The sequence below is a fragment of the Clostridium bornimense genome (assembly GCF_000577895.1).
GTDB lineage: Bacteria > Bacillota > Clostridia > Clostridiales > Clostridiaceae > Clostridium_AN > Clostridium_AN bornimense.
The window spans coordinates 2,851,308-2,868,767 of record NZ_HG917868.1 but is presented as its reverse complement, the minus strand read 5'-3'; the positions used below and the strand labels follow the sequence as shown (position 1 = coordinate 2,868,767).

Annotated in this window: 16 protein-coding genes; 10 read left to right on the top strand and 6 right to left on the bottom strand. The window is 29.6% G+C overall.

What is annotated here, in order from left to right; all coding sequences use genetic code 11:
• Nucleotides 1-24: 24 nt before the first annotated feature.
• The 4 genes from CM240_RS13040 to CM240_RS13025 form a co-directional block, all read right to left on the bottom strand.
• A complete protein-coding gene (locus CM240_RS13040; protein WP_051483836.1) occupies nucleotides 25-1,260 on the bottom strand; it encodes a S8 family serine peptidase in 1,236 nt (411 codons plus the stop codon).
• 48 nt (nucleotides 1,261-1,308) lie between these two features.
• Nucleotides 1,309-1,740, bottom strand: coding sequence for a DMT family transporter (locus CM240_RS13035; RefSeq protein WP_044039549.1), 432 nt, complete (start codon nucleotides 1,738-1,740; stop codon nucleotides 1,309-1,311).
• A gap of 107 nt (nucleotides 1,741-1,847) precedes the next feature.
• The gene (locus tag CM240_RS13030; RefSeq protein ID WP_044039548.1) at nucleotides 1,848-2,315 is read right to left on the bottom strand and encodes a dUTP diphosphatase; all 468 of its coding nucleotides are present in this window, start codon (nucleotides 2,313-2,315) and stop codon (nucleotides 1,848-1,850) included.
• Nucleotides 2,316-2,421: 106 nt separating this feature from the next.
• Complete coding sequence (locus tag CM240_RS13025; protein ID WP_044039547.1) at nucleotides 2,422-2,943, bottom strand: hypothetical protein; 522 nt, start codon at nucleotides 2,941-2,943, stop codon at nucleotides 2,422-2,424.
• Nucleotides 2,944-3,261: 318 nt separating this feature from the next.
• Between CM240_RS13025 and CM240_RS13020 the strand changes: the two genes are divergently transcribed.
• The 9 genes from CM240_RS13020 (at nucleotide 3,262) to CM240_RS12980 (ending at nucleotide 11,721) form a co-directional block, all read left to right on the top strand.
• A complete protein-coding gene (locus CM240_RS13020; RefSeq protein ID WP_044039546.1) occupies nucleotides 3,262-4,518 on the top strand; it encodes a UDP-N-acetylglucosamine 1-carboxyvinyltransferase in 1,257 nt (418 codons plus the stop codon).
• A 9-nt stretch (nucleotides 4,519-4,527) separates the two neighbouring features.
• Nucleotides 4,528-5,313, top strand: coding sequence for an MBL fold metallo-hydrolase (locus CM240_RS13015; RefSeq protein WP_044039545.1), 786 nt, complete (start codon nucleotides 4,528-4,530; stop codon nucleotides 5,311-5,313).
• A gap of 17 nt (nucleotides 5,314-5,330) precedes the next feature.
• Complete coding sequence (locus CM240_RS13010; protein WP_044039544.1) at nucleotides 5,331-5,870, top strand: GerMN domain-containing protein; 540 nt, start codon at nucleotides 5,331-5,333, stop codon at nucleotides 5,868-5,870.
• A gap of 52 nt (nucleotides 5,871-5,922) precedes the next feature.
• Nucleotides 5,923-6,420, top strand: coding sequence for an SEC-C metal-binding domain-containing protein (locus CM240_RS13005; RefSeq protein ID WP_044039543.1), 498 nt, complete (start codon nucleotides 5,923-5,925; stop codon nucleotides 6,418-6,420).
• A 149-nt stretch (nucleotides 6,421-6,569) separates the two neighbouring features.
• Nucleotides 6,570-7,583: an ABC transporter substrate-binding protein gene (locus CM240_RS13000; RefSeq protein WP_044039542.1), complete on the top strand. Its 1,014-nt coding sequence runs from the start codon at nucleotides 6,570-6,572 to the stop codon at nucleotides 7,581-7,583.
• Between the two features lie 98 nt (nucleotides 7,584-7,681).
• A complete protein-coding gene (locus CM240_RS12995; RefSeq protein ID WP_044039541.1) occupies nucleotides 7,682-8,446 on the top strand; it encodes an ABC transporter ATP-binding protein in 765 nt (254 codons plus the stop codon).
• Nucleotides 8,436-9,242, top strand: coding sequence for an ABC transporter permease (locus CM240_RS12990; RefSeq protein ID WP_044039540.1), 807 nt, complete (start codon nucleotides 8,436-8,438; stop codon nucleotides 9,240-9,242). The genes CM240_RS12995 and CM240_RS12990 overlap by 11 nt, the downstream gene beginning before the upstream one ends.
• 76 nt (nucleotides 9,243-9,318) lie before the next feature.
• Complete coding sequence (locus CM240_RS12985) at nucleotides 9,319-10,875, top strand: ClC family H(+)/Cl(-) exchange transporter (RefSeq protein ID WP_044039539.1); 1,557 nt, start codon at nucleotides 9,319-9,321, stop codon at nucleotides 10,873-10,875.
• 81 nt (nucleotides 10,876-10,956) lie between these two features.
• Nucleotides 10,957-11,721 (top strand): tRNA threonylcarbamoyladenosine dehydratase, encoded by a 765-nt coding sequence (locus CM240_RS12980; protein WP_044039538.1) that lies wholly within the window; start codon nucleotides 10,957-10,959, stop codon nucleotides 11,719-11,721.
• 184 nt (nucleotides 11,722-11,905) lie between these two features.
• On the opposite strand, the gene CM240_RS12975 is transcribed toward CM240_RS12980, so the two are convergent.
• Entirely contained in the window at nucleotides 11,906-12,154 is a 249-nt protein-coding gene (locus CM240_RS12975; RefSeq protein ID WP_423219477.1) for a DUF1653 domain-containing protein, read from the bottom strand.
• Between the two features lie 12 nt (nucleotides 12,155-12,166).
• Nucleotides 12,167-13,459, bottom strand: coding sequence for an APC family permease (locus tag CM240_RS12970; RefSeq protein WP_044039536.1), 1,293 nt, complete (start codon nucleotides 13,457-13,459; stop codon nucleotides 12,167-12,169).
• Between the two features lie 175 nt (nucleotides 13,460-13,634).
• Here CM240_RS12970 and metH point away from each other — a divergent pair, with 175 nt between their 5' ends.
• Nucleotides 13,635-17,288 carry a methionine synthase gene (gene metH / locus CM240_RS12965; RefSeq protein ID WP_044039535.1) on the top strand — a complete coding sequence of 1,218 codons (3,654 nt, stop codon included), beginning with the start codon at nucleotides 13,635-13,637 and terminating at the stop codon, nucleotides 17,286-17,288.
• Nucleotides 17,289-17,460: the final 172 nt, after the last annotated feature.

Sequence of the window (17,460 nt, the reverse complement as noted above, 5' to 3'; positions counted from 1 at the left end):
AGTCTAATAATATACACTTTTATTTTAATATTTTTTTCGTTTACTCTCTTTATTAATACGGTCTAATTTATCATGTAATTTTGAAATGGATACTTGACCATATCCTTGCAAATGTTTAGGTAGACCAATGTTTTCAGAACAAAATTTTAGAATTGCATGTACATCTACAGGTTTTAGTTCAGGAATTATTTCTAGAATTATAGCACATATTCCAGCTATATATGCAGCAGAGATAGAGGTTCCGGAATAAGTAGTATACTGTTCTTGTAATTTTCTAGGGTAAACTTTTGAACCATTTCTTATAGATATATATGATGAATCACAGTTAAGTGATACTATATTTGATGCTGCAGCAACAAAGTTTGGTTTTATTATTTTTGTTACAATTCCACCAGACGAATATTTATATGGCTTTTTTTCATATCTAGAGTCTATTATACCCCCTACTGTTATACAATTATTTAATAAAGCAAAACCAGAAATTTTGCCTTCCACATTACCATTATGTCCTGCAGAAACAATAATAGGTATATTTATATCATTAAAAAATTGAAAATATTTATCAAATAGAGATAATAGGAATTTATCATAAGAATTTAACTCACAAGGTAAAAGGACAATATTTATTTCTAACTCAGGATTATTTTTAATGTAGTCGAGTCCTTGAAGAAGATCAGAACAATAAGATTTACCTAATGAATCAAATGCTTTTATCATTACTATAGAACTGTCTATAGCTATGCCTTTATACATGCCACTTTTTGTAATACCACTGCCACATATGACACCTGATATAAATGTTCCATGTCCATTATTATCATAAGGTTCTGTAATTTCTGAATATAAATCTATAAAATTTTTAATTTTATTAGTTGGTTTTTTTAAATCAGTATGAGGATAAACACCACTATCTATTATTCCTATGGTAACACCTTTTCCTGTTCCAGGAAGCTTAGTGGAAGAAGATACACCATTAGATGATAATATATTTGAACCACATAGATAACAATGCTTATCTAAAGAAATATATTTAATATAAGGCAATTCTATCAAACGGTTTATGTTTTTGGGAGAAACCTCGGCAGAAATTACTTTTATGAAGTCATTACGATAGAATATAGTACAGCCCATTGATCGAAGCTTTTTTTCTGCAGTTTCTCCTAAATTAGAAAATTCAATTAGTACTCTTAGATTTTTAAGATAAGTTTCATTTATAGTATTTTTTAGTTCCCATGACAGCTTATTTTTAAGAAAAATCATTTAGACCTCCTAAAGGTAGTGCTATATTATGTATATTCCATAGTAGGTCTAAAATTTCATAAATTTAAATACTAAAATTCCAATTATCATAAGAGCTACACCAGTAATGGTATGGAGAGAAAATGGTATTTTTTCAGTACCAAACCATCCGAACCATTCCATAATAGCTGCACTAAGTAATTGAGCTATCAAAATTGTTGAGATGGCAAAGGTTGTACCTATAGATGAAATTGAACCCATGACAGTATATGTAATTATTACTCCTATAACACCACCTAAAAGATAGATTTTATTAATATCTTTTGCTTCACGAATGTTTCCTTTACCTAAAAAGAATAGTAATATTATAGCTAAAATAAATGCAGTACCTTGAACAATAGCATTAGCTTCAAAAGATCCAACTTTTTCTTGAAGCCTAGTATTGAAAACTCCTTGAAAAGTCATAGCTAAACCTGCTATTATACTTAAAATTATACCCATTAAATCACCTCGATAATATATTTCCCTAAAATTATCGAAATAATCAAAAAATATATGAAAAAGGGCTGTGCATTTATAGTTATGCAGTAGCCCCTTTTAAGTATTTTTTAAGATATATTATTTTTTAGTTGCGGATTATAGATTTCATAAATGTCACTATTAGATATACCAAGTGATTTTCCAATAGTTAAGAAACTTTCTAGTAGTGTAGAGAATTGATCTTCAGTTCTAAAGTTTATAAAGTCGTTTATATCTACATAAAGATTAAGAAATTGATCATATATTGGAGCATTTGTATCGCTTGGATTGAAGTTGAAATTTTCTATTCCCATATCTAATCCAATGCTAAAAATAAAATTTAAGCAAGACAAATATTCATTTAGAATAGACGTTTTCTCTACAGATTCATCATTTTTGATGAACTCGCAACAGTTACTAAGTGTAGCCAAATTGCCTAAGGTTATTTGAAGTGCTAATACTTTTTTAGGAATATTCTTTTCAGAAATTTTAAATGTATCATCTACAGGATTAACTGTAGAATTTTTGTATAATGTAAAAATTTCATTTAGTTCCATGGAAATAAGTTCCTTTCTTCGCATTTGTGTATTAATTATTATTTTAACAAATAAAAATAATTATGAAAGTGCTGAAAAGGCTTACACTAAAAATTTTTATTATAAGTTAAAATTCTCTTAAATTATAAGTATGGACTACAGAATGCTTCTTGTTTCCAATTATTTTCCAAAGCTCTATTTTTTCTATTTTTGCAAACGAATCGATAGAGGTTTGTGAAAGATTAGATTTAGAATTAAGGTTTTTTGGTGAGTTTTGTGATAAAGATACAAATAAGTTTTCATTATTATCTAAATCTCTTACTTTAAAACCAGATAATTTTAAATCTTCATTTAAGTTTCTTACTAAACCATTTATATAACCTTTTTCTTCTACACTTAGATATTGGTTTTTATTATTAGAAGAAAGTGTAGATAATGTATTAAAGTGAATTTTAAATCGTTTATAAGGTTTTAAGATTTTTAATATTAAATCATTTAATTTAATAATATCTGGATCATCTATAGTCTCTAATACAATATGAAATGGAATATGATGGATAATTTTATTTCGTTTTGAATCATGTTTATAATTAAAATCAATAAATCTATTAGAATCATTATCGAATAAAGCAACTAAATTATATTTCATAAGTTTCACCCTTATTTTCAAAATTTTATTAATTATATAATATCAGATAAAACATAACTAATGTATAGTTTTTAAAGATTTAATTTTGTAGATAAAAATATAAAAAGTAACAAAAAAGACTTATATAACACAAAAAAATTGAAAAATGTCAATATTTTGATATAATTATTATATGTAATTAACGATAATAAGTGGAATTATATAACACAAAAAATATAGTTAACTTTTAATAGAATAAATGATAGAATAAAAGGTGGTTATAAAAAAAGGTTAAATGAAGAGAGTTAATATATAAACTATTTAAGGATGGATGAAGGGATGGAAAGATTACTCGTTAAAGGTGGAAATAAATTATTTGGTTCTGTAGAAATAACTGGAGCGAAGAATGCAGCTGTAGCGATATTGCCGGCGGCTATATTAGCAAGTGAAGGTGTTTGTGTAATAGATAATATTCCAGATATTGAAGATGTACAATGTATGGAAAAAATAATGAGAAGTTTAGGTTGTGAAATACAAAGAAATAAAAATGAATTTGTTATAGATAGTAAGTCAATTTCTAGTACTGATGCAATGATTGAAGAAGTTAAAAATATGAGAGCATCATATTACTTAATAGGGGCATTACTAGGGAGATTTAAGAAAGCTAGAGTTGCACTTCCAGGTGGATGTCATATTGGAGTAAGACCAATTGATCAACATATAAAAGGTTTTGAAGCATTAGGGGCTACTGTAGAAATAAATCATGGTTCAGTATCTATACAAGCCGAGAAATTAGTAGGAACTAATATATTTTTTGATGTAGTTTCTGTAGGGGCTACTATAAACGTTATGATAGCAGCAGCTGTAGCAGAAGGTACTACTATATTAGAAAATGTAGCAAGAGAGCCTCATGTAGTTGATGTAGCTAATTTCTTAAATACTATGGGTGCCAATATAAAAGGTGCAGGTACAGATGTAATTATTATAAAAGGGGTGCCTACTTTAAAAGGGTGTAATTACTCAGTTATTCCAGATCAAATTGAAGCTGCGACTTTTATGATAGCATCTGCAGCATGTGGTGGGGAAGTAACTATAAAGAATGTAATACCTAAACACCTTGAATCTATAACAGCTAAGTTAGTAGAAATGGGTGTTGAGGTAGAAGAAGGTGATGATTCTGTTACTGTTAAAAGAGAAGGAAATTTAAGAGGAACAAATGTAAAAACATCACCATATCCAGGTTTCCCAACTGATGTACAACAGCCAATGACTGTACTTATGTGTTTAGCAGAAGGAAGAAGCTTAGTAAATGAATCTATCTGGGAATCAAGATTTAAGCATGTAGATGAACTTAAAAAGCTAGGAGCAAATATAAAAGTTGATGGCAGAAGTGCTATAATTGAAGGTGTAAAGGAATTTACAGGTACAGTAGTTAAGGCTACAGATCTTAGAGCTGGTGCTGCGATGGTTATAGCAGGGTTAGTAGCTAAAGGAGAAACAGAAATATACTCTATTGAACATATAGATAGGGGATATCCTCACATAGAAGATAAATTCAGAAGTCTTGGTGGAGATGTAACTAGAATTTATAAATAGGTGATTAGAATGAAATTTTGTTCGTTATATAGTGGTAGTTCAGGAAATAGTATATTTATATCAGGAGATCAAGGGAAGATATTAATTGATGCAGGGATGCCTGGAAAATACATAGAGGCGGCTCTGAAAGATATATCAGAAGATCCAAGACTTATAAATGGGATTTTCATTACTCATGAACATAGTGATCATATAAAAGGTGTAGGTGTACTAAGTAGAAAATATAATATACCAATATATGCAACTGAAAGAACATGGCTTGAGATGGAAAGTAAAGTAGGAAATATAAAAGATGAAAATATAAAAGTATTTAACGGCAGTTGCATAGAAATAAAAGATATAATAGTGAATAGGTTTTCGACACCTCATGATGCTATAGATTCTAGTGGATATACTGTACAACATAAAAACAAAAAATGTGGTGTAGTTACTGATATAGGACATTTTTCTTATGAAGTAAAAGATGCAGTAAAAGATTGTGATGTTATGTTACTAGAAAGCAATCATGATGTTGAAATGGTAAAGTTTGGGCCATATCCATATAATCTAAAAAGAAGAATTTTAAGTAGTGTAGGGCACTTATCAAATGAAGATTGTGGCAAGGGGATAATTGATATCTTAGATGGTAAAGAAAAAACTATATTTTTAGGACATTTAAGTAATAATAATAATTATCCAGATTTAGCATACGAGACTGTAAAATCTATATTGTTAGAAGCTAAAGTTGATTTAGAGAAAGAAGTAAAGTTATCTTTAGCGAGAAGAGAAGGTCCAAGCAAAGTTATTGAAATTTAGTAAGAGGGTTTTATTAAATGAGTATACTAAAGAAAAGTGCTACGGCAATATGTTTAATGATAATGGTAGCTATCGTGACAGCATGCACAAAAGAACAAAGTAGGATGGATACAGATATAAGTATCATAAAAGAATCTACTGAAGCTGGTATTATAGATGTTAAGTTAAAATTTAGAGATGAGAATAATAATTTAGTAGATGAAAAAAGAATTATAAATGAAGATGAAGTTTTGGTACGAAATATTTTGGATGAATTGATAAAAGGACCAGAAAGAACATCTAAGTTAAAGCCAGTTTTTCCTACAGATACTAGGATTTCTGCAGTATCTATAAAGGATAAAATTGCATATGTAACTTTTGATTTTGCTAATTTTAAGCCTACTTTTACAGAAGAGGAAGAAGAAAAAGCTGTAGAATCTATAGTTTTAACATTGACGGAATTAGAATTTATTGATAAAGTGAAAATTAATGTAAATCCTATAAGTGATAAATTTATTTCATTTATAGATATCACTAAACCATTATCAGATAATGATTATATATCTGAAAATAATTAATATCGTAGAAAGCGTTGAGCTTGAATAAAAGATATAAAAGGAGAAGAAAAATATGAGTTTATACAAGCAATGGACAGATATGGTAGTAGATTATGTAAAAGTAAATGGAGAAGCTAAGTTCTGGAAAGAATATAGTTCAGTAGAAGAAAAAATTTATGCTAAAATTTTAGGTGATAAAAGAACAAACTTAGCTGGAAAAGTAGAAGATTTAGCAAAAGAATATAATACAGATATATTATTCTTTATGGGATTCTTAGACGGATTAAGTGAATCTGTAGATGTAGATATGGATATAGAAAATATTGAATCAGATACAGAATTAAATCTTAATATTGACTTAGAAAAATTATATTTCAATATGCTAGATGCAAAAGCAGATTATTTATATAACTTACCACAATGGGAAAGTATTTTTTCACCTGAAAAGAGAAAAGAAATACATACAGAGTGGAAGAATGGAAAAACTGTAGTTAATGAAGTTAAAATTGGTAGAAATGACCCTTGTCCATGTGGAAGTGGTAAAAAGTACAAAAAGTGTTGTGGAAAATAACATAAATAGTAGAATTAAGAGGACTGTTGCGCAATAAGTTAATCAACTTTGCGCTTCAGTCCTCTTTTTTTATAGTTATAAACTCAAATATGCACTGAATTAATAAACCTTCATAATATAGTAATAAGTAAAGGAAATTAGGAGGGCTTATGAGAAGTCGTATAGCAAGGAGTGGGGTATTTCTATTAGCATTAGTAATGTCAATATCACTTTTTGGATGTAGCTCTAAAGACAAGGAAAAGCTTAAAAAAGTAAGATTAAATGAAGTTGCTAGATCTGTATTTTATGCACCAATGTATGCTGCTATAAGTGAAGGATATTTTGAAGAGGAAGGAATAGATCTTGAAATAAGTACAGGACAGGGAGCAGATAAAACAATGCAACAAGTTCTTAGCGGCAGTGTAGATATAGGGTTTAGTGGACCAGAACAAGTAATTTACATTTATAATCAAGGAAGAGAGGATTATCCTAAAGTATTCGCACAATTGACTCAAAAGGATGGTTCTTTTCTTATAAGTAGAGAAAATGAGAAAGATTTTAAATATGAATCTCTTAAAGGAAAAACTATAGTTGGAGGTAGACCTGGCGGGATGCCAGAAATGTCGCTGGAGTATGTGTTAAAGAAACATGGTTTAACTCCAGGGAAGGATGTAAATATAGTAACTAATATAGCCTTTAATGCCACAGCAGGTGCTTTTACTGGAGGCACAGGAGATTATGTAGCATTATTTGAGCCTACAGGAAGTATGTTAGAAAAAGAGAAAAAAGGATATATAGTTTCATCAATAGGTAAGGAAGCTGGAGACATATCATATACTACTTTTTATGCTAATCAATCATATATAAAAAAGAATCCAGAAATTATTGAATCATTTACTAGAGCTATTTATAAAGGACAACAATTTGTAGAAGCATCTAGTGATGAAGAAGTGGCTAAAGCAATAATTGATTTCTTTCCTGGCAGTGATTTAGATGTGTTAACAAATGTAGTTAAGAATTATAGAAATGTTGAAGCATTTTCTAAGACACCGTCTGTTTCAGAAGAAAATGTAGATCACTTAATGGATATAATACAAGACTATGATTCTACATTAATACCTACGAGACCTAATTTTAAAGATATTGTAGATACCTCTTTTACAGATAAAGTAGTTCAAAAATGATGTACAGTAAGCTATAAGGCGGTTGCAGGATGCTAATATAAGGTTAGTATGCAATTAGCCTTATGAAACCTTACATAATGAGAGGAGGTAAGTTTAAGGTGACTAGGCTTAAAGTAGAAAAACTAACAAAAAATTATCATACTTTAAGTGGAGAAACAGAGGCACTAAAGGATATATCATTTGAAGTAAATGAAGGAGAGTTTATTTCTATAGTTGGGCCATCAGGATGTGGGAAATCTACTATTTTAAATATAATAGCTAAGCTTATTGATAAATCTTCAGGAAATATAACTTTAAATGGAGAAGAAATAAAAAAAGGAACAGATAAAATAGGATATATGTTTCAAAAGGATAATCTTTTTGATTGGTTAACAGTATGGGAAAATGTAACATTGGGGTTAAAAATAAAGAAATCTATAAACAGGGTAAACTTAATTAAAGTAGAAAATCTTCTTAGAAGCTATGAATTATATGATTTTAAAGACAGTTATCCAAGGGAATTATCAGGAGGTATGAGGCAAAGAGTGGCACTTATAAGAACCCTCGCTTTGTCTCCAGAATTATTAATACTAGATGAACCATTTTCAGCATTAGATTATGTTACTCGTATTAGTGTATCTGATGAAATTTACTCTATAATACGAAAAGAAAATAAGACAGCACTTATGGTAACTCATGATATTGGCGAAGCTATTACAACGTCAGATAGAGTTATTATTTTAAGTTCAAGGCCATCTAAAATAAAAAAAGTATTAGATATATATTATGATGAAGAATATGATACACCATTTAAGAGGAGAGAAGCAGTGCAGTATAAGGATTATTTTAATACTGTGTGGAAGGAGCTCGATAATGGTGAATAAAAGTCAATTGACAGAACATCAACAGTACTTAAGAAAAGTAAAGAAAGATAAAAGGACAATAGGAATAACAAGAGTTTTGATATTAATAATATTTATTATCTTGTGGGAAGTTGCAGCGGAATTAAAATGGATAGATCCATTTTTAGTATCATCGCCATCTAGGGTAGTAGAATCAGTAGTTAAATATTTTAAAGAAGGGGATCTATTTAGACATATTTGGATAACTTGTTATGAAACAATAATAGGATTTGTTGTAGGAACTATAATGGGTGCAGCAATAGCAGTAGTTTTATGGTGGAATGATTTTATAGGTAAAGTGTTAGATCCTTATTTAGTAGTTTTAAATGCCATACCTAAAGTAGCATTAGCACCAATTATAATTTTTTGGGTTGGAAATGGAATAACTGCCATAATTGTTATAGCCTTATTAATTTCGATTATAGTAACAATAATATCTGTATATGCAGGATTCATGGAAGTTGATGGTGAAAGGATTAAGTTAATGGAGACCTTTGGGGCTACTAAGCTTCAAATTCTAAAACATTTAGTTTTACCAGCCTCAATACCGCTTTTGATGTCTGCATTAAAAATTAATGTAGGTTTATCTTGGGTAGGGGTAATAATGGGAGAGTATTTAGTGGCTAAAGAAGGACTAGGATTCCTTATTGTATATGGTGGTCAAATAGCAGATTTAAACTCTGTAATGATGGCTATTATAATTCTTTCTATATTAGCGTATATTATGTATAAAGCTGTTGCTATTTTTGAAAATAAAGTAATCAAAAAATATAGATAGAAAAAGTCACATCGTGGCTTTTTTTATTTGTGCCATAAATGGGAGGGTAGTATAATTTATTATGGGGTGGTAAATAATGAAAAATGACTATAAAGCGGTGGTTAATAGGGGAGATAGAAAGTTATATATATTGATACATGGAATACTAGTGGGAATACTAGCTTCTGTTGTAGTTGTATTATACAGATTAGCATTAGGATATGCAGAGAATTTTGCATTTTGGATATATAATATAGAAAGAAAACAATTATGGCTAGTACCTGTATCTATTATAATTTTAGGTATAGTAGGATATATCGTAGGTAAAATAGTAGAAAAAAATCCTATGGTAAGTGGTAGTGGGATACCACAAACAAAGGGAGTATTATTAGGATATTTAAAGAATAATTGGGTTACTACTATTATTTATAAATTTATAGGTGGAGTTTTATCTATAGGTTCAGGATTATCTTTAGGAAGAGAAGGTCCATCAATACAATTAGGGGCATCTGTGGGAGAAGGAATAAGTAAGAAACTAAAATGTACAAGAGTAGAAAAAAAGATACTTATATCAAGTGGAGGTGCGGCAGGTCTTGCAGCAGCATTTAATGCACCATTAGCCGGTGTTATGTTTGCATTAGAGGAGATATATAAGTATTTTTCACCTTTAGTATTATTATCAACAATGGCAGCTGCTGTATCAGCAGATTTTGTTTCAAAGCAAGTATTTGGTATTAAGCCTGTGTTTAATTTTGGAGAAGCAAAATCTATTCCATTAGATCATTACTGGGTTTTAATAATTCTAGGTATAGTCTTAGGGTTATTAGGAGCTTTTTATAATAAAATTTTATTACTTAGTCAACAATTATATAAGAAGATAAAGTTTGTATCTATGCCTGTTAAAAATATAATACCATTTGTAACAGCAGGAATTTTAGGAATCGTATTTCCATATGTTTTATGTGGCGGACATAGAGTTATTGAAGAATTGCATTTAGAAACAACAATTCCATTTTTACTTTTACTTTTAATAATGAAATTTTTATTTTCCATGATAAGTTTCGGATCTGGATCACCAGGAGGAATATTCTTTCCACTTTTAATAATTGGAGCAACTATAGGTGCCATCTTTGGAAATATATCTATTAACTACTTAGGGATCGATAGTGTATTTTTTAATAATTTCATAATACTAGCTATGGCAGGATACTTTACGGCTATAGTAAGAGCGCCAATAACAGGCGTTATACTTATAACAGAAATGACAGGATCATTTTCGCATTTATTATCATTAACAATAGTATCTATAATTGCGTATATAGTGGCGGATTTAACAAAGAGTAAACCTGTATATGATTCATTACTTGAAAATCAACTTAAAGGGAAAAATATAGAGGGATATAGTGGTGATGATAGTGAGAAGATTGTTATAAATGCAGTAGTGCATTATGGATCTGATATAGCGGGAAAAAAGGTTAGAGATATATCATGGCCATCAAACACATTAGTACTATCAATAAAAAGGGGAGAAGAAGAAATATTACCTAGGGGTAATACAGAAATTAAATCAGGAGATTATTTAGTTATAATTGCGGATTTAAATAAAGAAGCAATTATAAGAAAACAAATATTAGAACTTACTACTTATGAATAAAAGGGTGACAATATGATAATCTTGTAGTATTATAATTATCACTTTAAAGTATTAATGAAATGTTATTAAGGAGGATAAGGTATGGCTCAACATTCATTATCAAGAACAGAACTTCTTATAGGAAAAGAAGGTTTAGATACATTAGCAAATAGTAAGGTAGTTGTATTTGGAGTCGGAGGAGTAGGAAGTTTCACTGTTGAAGCATTAGCAAGAGCTGGTGTTGGGACAATAGTTTTAATAGATGATGATTCAGTTTGTTTAACAAATTTAAATAGACAAATACATGCTACATATAAGACTATTAGTCAAAGCAAAGTTGAAGTTATGAAAGAAAGAATTTTAACTATAAATAGAAAATGTAATGTAATAACTCATCAAGTATTTGTTACTGTAGATAATATTGGAGATATTATAACAGATGATGTTGATTATGTTGTAGATGCTATAGATACTGTATCTGCAAAAATTGGTCTTGCAGTATATTGTGAAAAGAATAAAATAAAGCTTATTAGTTCAATGGGAACAGGAAATAAGCTAGATCCGACACAATTTAAAGTTACTGATATTTATAAGACTAAGGTGTGTCCATTAGCAAAAGTTATGAGATATGAACTTAAAAGAAGAGGCGTTAAAAAGCTTAAGGTAGTATATTCAGAAGAAATACCAATGAAACCAAGAGCAGAAGATGTTGTAACATGTAAAACTGGATGTGTTTGTACTGGTGAAAGTACTAAAAAGTGTGCAGAAAAAAGACAAATACCAGGATCAATTTCTTTTGTACCACCAGTAGCAGGAATGATTATTGCGTCTGTTGTAGTAAGAGAACTATTAGGATATAAAGCATAGTCAGTGCACAGTGCATAGTATGGCAGTGCACAGTAATTGATGAAATCCCTTAGGGATTTCTTTGGTTTTAAGACTAAAAAATAAGGGACTTTGTTACAATAGGTTTATTTTGAAAATCATGTGACAAGTCCCTTATCTTTATATAGAGTTTTAATAAATGTATTATATTGAAATGATTTTGTATCTATTTTATACTTTCAACGTAGTATTCTTCGAATCTATATTTTTGTCCTGTTGGATTTGGCTTATCTAATGGCACTTCTTCAATAAACATATCATATGGCCTAACAAATAGTCCACAATCTTTATAAAGAGCTCTATATAATACCATTGTCTCTTGTGTTTCTGAGTGAGTTACAAAATCAATTAGAAGATACAAATCTCCTTTAAAGTGTCTAAAAATTTTCCCCTTACTATTATTTAGATCTCTCATCATCAGCGCTCCTTATTTTTTCTTTAAAAAGACATATACAGGGTAACCTATAAGAGTTATAAGTATTCCTATAGCTGCATTTCTAAAGTCTGAGAATAATGTATCTATTATAACATAACTACCACCAAGTATTCCTATTATAGGTACTACAGGATAAAGTGGAGTTTTATATTTAGAGGTTATTTTTCTCTTTCTTAATATAAATACTCCTGTTACACCTAATAAGAAAAAGAAAAGGGCTGAAAATAAACAAATATTAGTTATGCTTTCATAAGTTCCAGTAAATACATAAATAATTCCAAGACCGCTAGTAAGTATTATAGAATAAATAGGTGTATTAAACTTGGACACTTTTGATAATGATTTTGAAAACGGAAGTAATTTATCATTTGCCATAGTATATGAAATTCTTGAACCAGAGATAAGATTACCATTAAAAGCTCCGATAACAGATACAAGAATTCCAATAGTTATTAATGTAGCTCCTACTTTACCAAAGATAATTAGTGATACATCAGAAGCTATTTTATTTGAAGTGATGGCATCATTAAATCCAAGAACTTTTAAAAATACAAAGGATATTGATACATATACAACCATTATTAATGATAAACCTAATATAATAGCTTTAGGTAAATCTTTCGCTGGATTCTTCATTTCCCCGGTAATATTGCCAACAGAAATCCAACCATCATAAGCCCAAAGACAAGCAAGTAATGCGCTACCAAAGCCTAATGAATTAGAGGGATTTGAGTATTCTGAAAATATTATTCCAGTATTATTGCCATTATAAAATATACCTATAATAATTATGACGAAAAGAGGTATAAGTTTACCAGCAGTAAAAATTATCTGTAACTTTCCTGCTGTTTTAGTAGATAAAATATGAATAGCTGATAAAAATAATATTAAACTAATAGATAATAATTTTTGTTCAGTTTCAGTAAGTTGAATAAAGTAAGTAGCTTGTCTAGAAAAAACTATTGATGTAGAAGCTACTAATGCAGGGTAATATATTATATTTTGCATCCATCCATAAAGATAAGCTATTTTTTCGTTATATAATTCTTTTAAGTAGCCATATAAACCTCCGTTTCTAGGAATAGATGAACTTACTTCTGCTATAGATAGACCACAACAGATTGTTATTATTCCTGCAATGATCCAAGCTAATATTCCAAGAGTTGGGGATCCAGCATTGTTAAATACAGAAGAAGCTTTAAAAAAGATACCTTCACCTATAACTACTCCAATTGTAATTGATAAGGCTTCTTTAAAGCCTAGTTGCTTTTCTAAATTAGTCATAATTCACCTCGTTAATGATTTAGCGTACTAAAGTGATAAAATATATATTGATTATAATGTAATAACTATGTAAAAGCAATAAGAAATATGTTTTAATTATTTTAAATTAATGATATATTTAGAAATATATATATGAGAGAAACAATAATATTTGCTATTTAGGGGGGCTATAAGAATGAATAGTGAGTTTTTGAAATTGTTAAAAAATAAAATAGTGATATTAGATGGGGCTATGGGTACTTGTATTCAACAATATAAGCTTAAAGAGGAAGATTATAGAGGAACACGATTTAAAGATTCCACTTTTGAGCAAAAAGGTAATAATGATATATTATCACTAACAAAACCAGAGGTTATTGAAGAGATTCATAGAGAATATTATAAAGCCGGTAGTGACATTGTAGAAACAAACACTTTTAATGCAAATCGAATATCTCAAATAGATTATGGCATGGAAGATATAGTATATGAAATAAATAAAACTTCAGCTGAAATAGCTAAAAAAGTTGCAAAAGAGTTTATGTTAGAAAATCCAGATAGATTAAGATTTGTGGCAGGGTCTGTGGGACCAACTAATAAAACATTATCATTATCACCGGATGTAGAGAATCCAGGGTTTAGAAGCATAACTTTTGATCAACTAAAGGATGCTTATAAGGAACAAGTTGAAGGATTAATAGATGGTGGCATAGATGTCATATTAATAGAAACTATTTTTGATACTCTAAATGCTAGAGCTGCAATTTGCGCTACAAATGAGGTGTGCAATAAAAAAGGCATTAGTATTCCTATAATGATATCTATAACTATAAATGATAAAAGTGGAAGAACTTTAAGTGGTCAAACTTTAAAGGGTGTTGTTGAATCATTAAAAGATCCATTAGTTATTTCAATAGGTCTTAACTGTTCATTTGGTGCTAAGGACTTAATTCCTATAATTAAGGATTTAGGAGAGATGACAGATTTAAATATATCTATATATCCTAATGCAGGATTACCGAATGCTTTTGGTGAGTATGATGAAACACCTGAAGTTACATCATCATTATTAAAGGTTCTTATTGATGATGGTAATGTTAATATAGTCGGTGGTTGTTGTGGAACGACACCTAAACATATTGAAGCTATTGCAAAGGTAGCAAAAGGAAAGGCACCAAGAATAGCTAAAAAGATGGATGTGATAAGTAAGTTTGCAGGTCTTGAAGTAGTAGAGATTACAAAAGAATCAAATTTTATTAATGTTGGAGAAAGAACTAATGTTGCAGGTTCTAGAAAGTTCTTACGTCTTATCAATGAAAAGAAGTATGAAGAAGCACTATCTATTGCTAGAGAGCAAGTAGAAAATGGAGCTCAAATAATAGATGTTAACTTTGATGACGGATTACTAGATTCAGCTAAAGAGATGGAAACTTTCTTAAAGCTAATAGCATCAGAACCAGAAATATCAAAGGTACCGATAATGATTGACTCTTCAAAGTGGGAAGTAGTAAGAGCTGGGCTTAAATCCATTCAAGGTAAATGTATAGTAAATTCTATTTCTTTAAAGAATGGAGAAGAAGAATTTATAAGTCACGCTAAAGAAATAATGGCTTTTGGAGCTGGTGCAGTAGTTATGGCGTTTGATGAAAATGGTCAAGCTGATGTCTATGAAAGAAAGATAGCGGTATGTAAGAGAGCATATGATATCTTAGTTAATAAGGTAGGATTTCCACCAGAGAACATAATCTTTGATCCTAATATTCTTGCTATAGCAACAGGAATTGATGAACATGATAATTATGCCGTTGATTTTATCAATGCTACAAAGTGGATTAAAGAAAATTTACCATATGCAAAAGTTAGTGGTGGTGTAAGTAACTTATCATTTTCATTTAGAGGTAATAATAAGATAAGAGAAGCTATGCATTCAGTATTTTTATACCATGCTATAAATAATGGTATGGATATGGGTATTGTAAATCCAGGTATGATTCAAATTTATGATGAAATAGAGCCAGAGTTAGTTAAGGTAGTGGAAGATGTTGTCCTTAATAAATATCATGGAGCAGCAGAAAAATTAATAGAAGTAGCAGAAAAATATAAAGGAACAGCTGTAGTTTCTAATGAACATAAATTAGCATGGAGAGAATTAGAGGTTAAAGAAAGATTAATACATTCATTAATAAAAGGTGTTAGTGATTATATAGAAGAAGATATAGAAGAGATACGACCTCAGTATGAAAAAGCATTAGAGATAATTGAAGGACCTTTGATGGAAGGTATGGGAAAGGTTGGAGAGCTTTTTGGTGAAGGAAAGATGTTCTTACCTCAAGTAGTTAAAAGTGCTAGAGTTATGAAAAAGGCGGTGTCAGTATTACTGCCATATATAGAAGCAGAAAAGAGTGGAGATTCAAGTACTAGTGCAGGTAAAATACTTTTAGCTACAGTAAAAGGTGATGTACATGATATTGGAAAGAATATTGTTTCTGTAGTATTAGCATGCAACAACTTTGAAGTTATTGATATGGGAATAATGGTACCATGTGAAGATATAATTGCTAAGGCAAAAGAAGAAAATGTAGATATCATTGGGTTAAGTGGACTTATAACACCATCTCTTGATGAAATGTGTCATGTAGCAAAGGCGTTAGAAGAAGAAGGATTAAATATTCCATTAACATTAGGTGGAGCAACAACATCAAAAACACATACGGCAGTAAAGATTGATCCTATATATTCTGGAGCTGTAGTACATTGCTTTGATGCTTCAAAATCAGTAGAAGTATGCAAAAAATTAATGAATGAAAAAGTAAAAGATAGTTTTATAAAAGAAACAAAGAATCAGTATAAAAATATTAGAGATAATTATAATACTAAAAAATCACCGTTATTATCTTTAAAAAAAGCTAGAGAGAATAAAGTGGATATACAGTGGAATATATTTAAGCCTAATAAATTAGGTGTATATAAAGTAAATGATATTTCTATAAGAATATTAAGAGAATATATAGACTGGAGTTTATTCTTTTATGGATGGGGATTGAAAGGAAAGTATCCAACAATCCTTGAAGATAGCAAATACGGCAATGAGGCTAAAAAACTTTTTGAAGATGGAAATAAGATGATAGATCTATTGATTGAAAAAGGAATTAAGCCAAAAGGAGTTTATGGAATATTTCCAGCAAATTCAGTAGGTGAAGATATAGAAGTATATAAGAATGATGAAAGAGTCGATATACTAACAGTATTCAATACATTAAGACAACAAAAAATCAATAAAGATGAGACAACTTTGGCTTTAGGAGATTTTATAGCACCAAAAGAAAGTAATATAGAAGACTATATTGGTGGATTTATTGTAACAGCAGGAAGTGAAATTGATAAACTATCTAAAGAATTTAAAGAAGCAGGCGATGAATATTCAGCTATAATGGTTAAGCTTATTGGAGATAGACTTGCGGAGGCTTTTGCAGAATATCTTCACTATAAAGTGAGAACAGAATTTTGGGGGTATTCAAAGGGCGAAGTATTAGATTTTACATCATTATTTGATGCTAAGTATAAAGGAATAAGACCAGCAATAGGATATCCATCTCTTCCGGATCATTCAGAAAAAAGAAAGTTATTTGATATATTAAAGGGAGAGACAAATATAGGAGTAGAACTTACAGAAAATTATTTAATGACTCCAGTATGTTCTGTTTGTGGATTATACTTTGCAAATGAAGAAAGTAGATATTTTAGTATAGATAAGATATCAGAAGAACAAATGCAGGACTATTGTAAGAGAAAAGGTACGTCTATAGAATCAATAGAGCGAATGATGGTTAATAATTTAAGTTATAAATAAGATTTAGGGGCTGTGCAATAACGATTCTATTTCGTGAGCAGAGCCTCTATACTTATCTATGTAAAGTAACTATAAAGGAGTTTATTTAGTTTAAAGTTTCTTAGTAAGACTAATTTTATAAATTTAATGAATAAGTTATAATTCTTGTCTAATTTGCTGTCAGTAAGACTAT